Source organism: Clostridium sartagoforme AAU1 (genome assembly GCF_000401215.1).
Classification (GTDB): domain Bacteria; phylum Bacillota; class Clostridia; order Clostridiales; family Clostridiaceae; genus Clostridium; species Clostridium sartagoforme.
The window spans coordinates 24,341-31,547 of record NZ_ASRV01000041.1 but is presented as its reverse complement, the minus strand read 5'-3'; the positions used below and the strand labels follow the sequence as shown (position 1 = coordinate 31,547).

The 7,207-nt window shown below is 27.3% G+C and carries 7 protein-coding genes and 1 pseudogene; 5 read left to right on the top strand and 3 right to left on the bottom strand.

The genetic code is table 11. From position 1 onward, the window contains the following. Positions 1-259, top strand: a 259-nt coding sequence (locus tag A500_RS03745) for an LPXTG cell wall anchor domain-containing protein (protein WP_016206257.1), incomplete at its 5' end; no start/stop codon positions are given. A gap of 152 nt (positions 260-411) precedes the next feature. On the opposite strand, the gene A500_RS03740 is transcribed toward A500_RS03745, so the two are convergent. Continuing rightward, complete coding sequence (locus tag A500_RS03740) at positions 412-2,160, bottom strand: ATP-dependent metallopeptidase FtsH/Yme1/Tma family protein (RefSeq protein WP_016206256.1); 1,749 nt, start codon at positions 2,158-2,160, stop codon at positions 412-414. 222 nt (positions 2,161-2,382) lie between these two features. Here A500_RS03740 and A500_RS03735 point away from each other — a divergent pair, with 222 nt between their 5' ends. After that, a complete protein-coding gene (locus A500_RS03735; RefSeq protein ID WP_016206255.1) occupies positions 2,383-2,826 on the top strand; it encodes a hypothetical protein in 444 nt (147 codons plus the stop codon). 25 nt (positions 2,827-2,851) lie between these two features. Beyond that, positions 2,852-3,808 (top strand): YkvA family protein, encoded by a 957-nt coding sequence (locus A500_RS03730; RefSeq protein WP_016206254.1) that lies wholly within the window; start codon positions 2,852-2,854, stop codon positions 3,806-3,808. Positions 3,809-4,060: 252 nt separating this feature from the next. Here the strand turns inward: A500_RS03730 and clpP are convergent, their stop codons facing one another. Beyond that, positions 4,061-4,645 carry an ATP-dependent Clp endopeptidase proteolytic subunit ClpP gene (gene clpP, locus A500_RS03725; protein WP_016206253.1) on the bottom strand — a complete coding sequence of 195 codons (585 nt, stop codon included), beginning with the start codon at positions 4,643-4,645 and terminating at the stop codon, positions 4,061-4,063. Positions 4,646-4,682: 37 nt separating this feature from the next. Continuing rightward, on the bottom strand, positions 4,683-5,066 hold the full coding sequence (locus tag A500_RS03720; protein ID WP_016206252.1) for a helix-turn-helix transcriptional regulator: 384 nt from the start codon (positions 5,064-5,066) through the stop codon (positions 4,683-4,685). Between the two features lie 184 nt (positions 5,067-5,250). Between A500_RS03720 and A500_RS20280 the strand changes: the two genes are divergently transcribed. Both A500_RS20280 and A500_RS03715 read left to right on the top strand, forming a co-directional pair. After that, positions 5,251-5,424 (top strand): hypothetical protein, encoded by a 174-nt coding sequence (locus A500_RS20280; protein ID WP_016206251.1) that lies wholly within the window; start codon positions 5,251-5,253, stop codon positions 5,422-5,424. A 479-nt stretch (positions 5,425-5,903) separates the two neighbouring features. Continuing rightward, positions 5,904-7,204: pseudogene (locus tag A500_RS03715) on the top strand (helix-turn-helix domain-containing protein). Positions 7,205-7,207: the final 3 nt, after the last annotated feature.

Below are 7,207 nucleotides of genomic sequence, written 5' to 3'. Positions count from 1 at the left end.
GGAACAAGTAGATGCAGCAAAAGCAGAGTTAGAAGAAGCCCTTAAAGCTTTAAAAGAAAAAGATAAAAGTAGTAATAATTCTGGAAATAATAATGGAGATAACGGAACAAATAATGAGGGCTCAGTTGAAGTTGACTTACCAGAAACAGGAGGAACTAACCCTACAGTATGGCTATTGGTATCATCTATGTTAGTAATTATAGGCTCAATTTTCACAAGAAAAAATAAATTACAAACAAAACATGAAAATGGTAAATAAGGCCTTACGGAGATTTTATAATTAGAAGGACTCTAAGTATTTTATGTAATTAAGATTTTTATTTGCCAATCATTACCAAAAAAATTTAGAGCAAAAGAAGGCAATAGATAGATCATATAAAATTAACTATCTACTGCCTTTTATTTTATTATTTAAATTTTTTCATTAAATATATCATATATCTCTTTTTCATCTAGAGTTTCTTCTTCTATAAGTTTTTCAGCTATTTGTGTTAGTTTGCCTTTATTTTCAGTAAGTAGATTAACTGTTTCTTTATACAAAGAATTTACAAGCTCCCTACATTCTTCAACTACTGGATTTCCATAACTGTTTGAAAGAGAACCTAAGCTTGATAGTTTTAGTAAGCCTAAAGTTTTTCCCATACCGTATTCTGCAATCATAGACATCGAAATTTCAGTTGTTTGACTTAAGTCACCTTGAGCTCCTGTAGAAATTTTATCTTGTCCAAATATAATTTCTTCTGCAGCTCGCCCACCAAGAAGAACCATAATTCTATTTTTTAAATAATCTAATCTTTGGTAAGAGCTATCTTTTGGTATAGTTAATGTATAACCTCCAGCACCTTTAGTGGTTGGAATAATAGTTATTTTAGACACTTTATCCTGTGGTGTTTTTAATAATGAAATAAGAGCATGTCCAGCTTCATGATATGAAGTTAATAATTTATCTTCTTCAAGATAGTGACCTCTTTCTTTTTTCTCATAGCCAGCAAGAACAATAGAATATGCTTTATTTATATGCTCTTGAGTTAATAAACTAGAATTTTCCTTAGCAGCTATTATTGCAGCTTCATTAATTAAATTCTCTAATTTAGCACCAGAGAAATAAGCTGTTTTTTTAGCTATATCCTTCAAATCTAGATTATAGTGAGGTTTATTTTCTAAATGCAATGATATTATTTTTTCTCTTGCACTTATATCAGGTAATGAAACCTCTATATGTCTATCAAATCTACCAGGCCTAAGTAATGCTGAATCAAGAGTATCTAACCTGTTAGTTGCGGCAATTACAACTATGCCTTCTTTCTCACCAAAACCAGACATTTCAGTTAATAGGGCGTTTAAGGTTTGATCTCTTTCATCATTTCCACTAGAGGCACTTGATCCACCTCTTTTTTTACCTATAGCATCTATTTCATCTATAAAGATAACTGCTTTACCTTGAGATTTAGCCTTTTTAAATAAGTTTCTTATCCTAGCAGCCCCAACCCCTACATAAACTTGTACAAAGTCTGATCCACTTAATGCATAGAATGGAACTTTTGCTTCTCCAGCAACAGCTTTAGCAAGGAGTGTTTTTCCAGTACCTGGAGAACCATAAAGAATAACCCCTTTAGGCATTCTAGCACCATAGTCTTTATATTTTTGAGGATTTTTAAGAAAATCAACTATATCCATTAAACTCTCTTTTGCTTCTTCGTTTCCAGCTACAGAATTAAAGTTTAATGCATCATTATCTTCTGAAAAATCTTTAACATCTAAATTAGTAATACTAGAAGTACCAAGCTTTCTTTTGTTAATAAATATAAAAACTGCTGAAATAATTGATACTAAAAGAATACTAGAAGCTATTGTTTTAGGAGGATTAAAAGTATTTGTATCTAATACCTCAATATCGTTTTTCAATAAATCCTCTTTTAAGTTAGGACTATTAGGATTAGTTGTTGAATATTTAGTTCCATCTTTTAAGAGAATAGTCAAATCAGAGCTATTGTTTACAATAACTTTAGAAATCTTATTATTAGTTATATCTTCTAAAAAATTTGAATATTGTTTATTATAATTGGCTTTAGACCAAAAACTTATATAGGCTAAAGCAATTACGGAGAATATAGCAGTTGCTATTGGTATCCAAATAATATTTTTCTTTAATTTGTTCATCATTACCTCCTAAGTATAGGATGAATATTAAGAACATTGTAACATTTTAAAATATTTAGTCTACTTAAAATCATATATTTTTCCAATGTAAGTATTGGTACCTTTGTAAAATTTAAAAGATATCTTTTAAATTTTATATAAATGCATTATACTTTAAGTAAAATAACTGACTAATTAGACTAATATCTTTATTAAGTAATATAGCAAGGAGAGATTTTAATAATGCTTAACTCAACTGTATTAACAGAAGAAGATATTATTGAAGTAGTAAATTTAAAAGGAAGGGAAAAAGGGATAGAGGTAACCCATATAGAAATAACTAATGGCATAAGATTTTTAGGTAAAGTAAAATCAAAGCTAAATAGTAATTTTAAAGGGATGTTGTATATAAAAAAGTTTTTTAATAATAAAATAGTTTTAGAAATAGAAGATTTTAATATAACTAGTTTTGGTATACTTAAGGGGTCTAGTAATATTGTTTTAAAAGCTATAGTGAAAATGATAGGAGAAGATTATATAACTATAAGAGGAAACTATATAACTATAGATTTAGAAAAAATAAATGATGATAGTATTTTTTATAATATACCAATAAATGATGTATTTATTAAAGATAAATCTTTATATATAATAGGGACAAACTTGAGTATGTATTTGCATGCGTAAATAACTTGAATAATAGGAGGTAATTATGAATATATCAGGGGTGAAGGTTTCATTAACTGGAGAGGACTTATTAAGTATAATAAATGATTTTGTAAAGGTAGATGGATTAAAATTATCTAAAATTGACATTGGTGAAGAAATAAAATTGCAAGGACGCTATGTAAAGGGGTTTAAAATAGATTTTATTGCAGGTGTAAAACTTAAGAGAGTAGAGAATGGTATCATACATGGAGAAGTTACATCATTTAAAATAGCAAAAATAAAGGTATTTTCATTGCTAAGAAAAATGGCATTGAAATACTCCTTAAAAGCAATAGAGGAAAAGGGTATAAAATATCAAGATGGTAAAGTCGTTATAAACCTAAAAAGCATATTATTGGATGTTCCTTATGTTGATTTAGATGTTTCCGATATACATATTACACAAAATATATTAAATGTAGATTTATCTAGGATAAATATATCTTTAGATGGAGCACTAAAAAAGGAAAAAGAAGAAGTTGAGGAAATAGAAGAAATAATTGAAGATATAGATCAGGACATAGTGAAAGTAAAAGATTATTATAGTGATGGAAGAAGTTATTTAGAAAACAAATTGCCTCAAAAGATAAAAACATATAGTGACTATCTATTTATAATACCAGATATGACTGCTTTACTATATAGACTTTTAAAAGATAAAAGAGTTCCAGTAAGAACAAAGTTAGTAATTTCTGGAGCAATTGCATATATAGCTTTTCCAACAGATATAATCCCAGATAATATACCTTTTATAGGAAGAATTGATGAAATTGCAGTAGCATTTTTTGCTTTAGAGAGAATTATATCAGATGTTCCGATAAAAGTAGTTTTAGAAAATTGGGAAGGAAAGAATAATATAGTTTTAATTATAAGAAATTTAATAGAGTATGTTGTTAACTTTACAGGAGCAAGAAATGTTGAAAAAATATATAATTTTTTAGATGAAATAATATCCTTATAATTGATAATTAGTAATTGATAATTGAGGATGTTTTGCTTTGCAAAACTTAAAATTTAATTAGTGCAAAGCACTTTTTATCAGTTCACAGTTCACAAGGCACAGTTCACAGTTATGGAAATAATTCAGCTTTACTGAATTAAGGAATTCTTATATCAACTCTAAAAGAGTTGATATAAGCTAAATTTCAGAAACTACGTAGTAGTTTCATCCTAAACTATGAATTGTGAATTGTGCACTGTGAACTGAAATGCTTTATTTTAACAAAATTTTATCTATTATTCCGTATGACAGTGCTTCTTCAGCAGACATGAAATAATCTCTTTCCATATCTCTTTCTATAGTTTCAATTGATTGACCAGTTTTTTCACTATATATTTTATTTAATTTCCTCTTAGTTCTTAGCAGCCAATCTGTATGAATTTTTATATCTGTAGCTTGACCTTGAAAACCTCCATGAACAGATGGCTGATGTATAAGAATTTCACTATTAGGAAGAGAGTATCTTTTTCCTTTAGTACCTGCTGTAAGTAAAAGTGAACCCATGCTAGCTGCAAATCCTATGCATATTGTAGATATATTTGGTTTTATATACTGCATTGTATCATATATTGCCATTCCAGCAGTAACAGATCCTCCTGGACTATTAATGTAAAAATAAATATCAGCATCAGGGTTATCTGATTCAAGAAAAAGGAGTTGTGAAACAATTATACTTGCAGTTGCATCTGTTACTTGTTCATTTAGCATGATTATTCTATCCTTAAGTAATCTTGAGTAGATGTCATAGGAGCGTTCTCCTAAATTTGTGTGTTCGATAACTACTGGTACATAACTCATTTAAATCACCTCTTTAAAATATTATTTTATAAAAATATTAAGCTGCCATAGAAAGCTGACTTGTAATTTTATTCTTTGAAGTCATTATACTTATGTTGTTTCCATTTCGTCTAAATTCTCTTGGAGATATTCCATAAAGTCTTTTAAAGGCCTTTGAAAATACTTCCTGAGAGCTAAACTGATATTTAAATGCTATATCTACAATTTTATCATCTGTATTTAAAAGTTCATTGGCTGATTCCATAAGTCTTCTCCTTCTTATATATTCAGCTACAGGCTCTCCAACCACAGAATGAAAAACTCTATGGAAATGATACTTTGATAAAAAGACATTATCTGCAATGTCTTTAAGCTCTATTTTTTGCATTAGATTAAGTTCTATATATTCAATAGATTTCTTAATACAAGCATCATAATTCATTTCTTATACCTACCTCAATTAATGTTTCTTGTATATTAATTATATTCTAACTTCGTATATAAATCCTGTCTTTTCTTGCTAATTAATAATTGAGGTTTATTTCCATAAATTTCATAGACTAAAGATTACAATATTACTAATAATAAATATATAAAGTCAAATAATATTTATAGAGGTGATATTTATGTCAAAAATGATGAGGAATATGGCAGCTGGTGCTATGATAGGAATGGCAGTAAGTGCAATGGTTTTACCACAGCTAGATAGAAAGGCACAAAGAGGCTTGAGAAGAGCTAGCAAAAGAGCTATGAATATGGCAGGAGACGCATATGATTCAATAATGGGTCATATGAAGTAGAAGAGTAGATTATCTACTCTTTTTTACCCTATAGGAAATTATATTCTAAAAATCCATGGATAAATTGCTTATAAAATATAAGTACTAAAGTTATTTCTATGAGTAAAAAATAGAATAAAGTGTTCGTGCAATATTTTTCTTAGACAAGCTTCAAAAATGCATATGCGCGAAAAAAAACTATGACTCGATAAGCTCGCCTTGGCAATTTTTTTATTTTAATTTCTAAAATAAAACTATAAATTTAGTATATATAATGGTAATATTTTCAGTTTTTTGTAGTGTTTTCGATATAATTAATGATATAATAAATAAAAATGAAAAAATATACTAATTTTGATTATAAAATTTATAATTTGACGAAAAAAATCTAATTTATAGACGAGGTTTATAATAATTACTATTTAAATTTGTTAAATTATGATATAATTGAATAAAAATGAAAAATTATTAATTTATAGTAATGAAAAGGAAGAGTATTGATGGAAATTCTTGCATTAGGGGAAAAGATAAAGAGAAGAAGAAAAGAATTAGATATGACTCTTAAAGATTTAGCTGGAGACAGGATTACTCCTGGCCAAATTAGTTTGGTAGAATCAGGTAGGTCAAATCCTTCTATGGATCTATTAGAATACTTAGCAGGTGCTTTACAAACTTCAGTTGAATATTTAATGGAATCTGAAGAAACACAAGCTGAAAAGATTAGTATTTACTATGAACAAATTGCCGAGTCATATATTTTATCAGGTGATTATATGACTGGAGAGAAATATATAGAGAATGCCTTATATTATGTTGAAAAGTATAATTTAGAATATAGAAAAGCAAAGATACTATATCTAAGAGCCCAAATATATATGGCAAAAGATGAATTAACTTTAGCACAACAATTTTTCTTATCATCAAATGTAATATTCATAAAGAATAATAATTATGAAGAAATTATAAATACTTTTCTTAATCTAGGGAAAATAACTTTAAAGTTGAAAGCTTATCATTCAGCAAGTAGTTATTTGAGACAAGCAGAAAAGGTATACTTAGATAATAATATTGGTGAGGATGCATTACTTGGTGAAATATATTATTATATGGCTCAATCTTATTTTAAAATAGAAAATATAAGTAAAGCTATAGATTATTCATTTTTAGCTAAAAGCAAATTTGAACAAGTTCATAATAGAGAAGAATATGCTAAGACTTTATTATTAATTTCTGAAGAATATAATAAAAAAGGCGATTTAACTAATGCCATTAAATATTCTCAAAAACATTGGAAGTATATAAAGAATTAGAGGAATTAAATAATGTATCAGAAATTGAGAATAATTTAGGTAAATTATTTTATGAGTTTGAAAATATAGAAGAGTCCTTTAAACATTATGAAATTTCTAAGGAAATAAGGATAAGAAGGAAGGATAATAAAATAATTGAGACCTTAATAAATATATGTGAAAATTATATAAAATTAAAGAATATTCCAAAGTGTGAAGAAATATTAGAGGAAATAAATCTATATATAGAAGAAAATGATATAGAAAAACTAATAGAATTAAAAATCTTATGGTTTAGAATTTATACTATAAAGGAGATGCAAAGAGAAGCAGAGTATACTCTACTTGATAGTTATAATTTAGCGAAGACAAATAGATTACAAAAGCAAGCAGCCCAGCTAGCAATTATGATAGGCAAATTCTATATAGATAATAAAAAGGATTTTGAAGCAGCTAAATATTTAGATGAAGGAGTTAATATTTTTAAGGAAATAGGAATACTTAAAAATTAATTC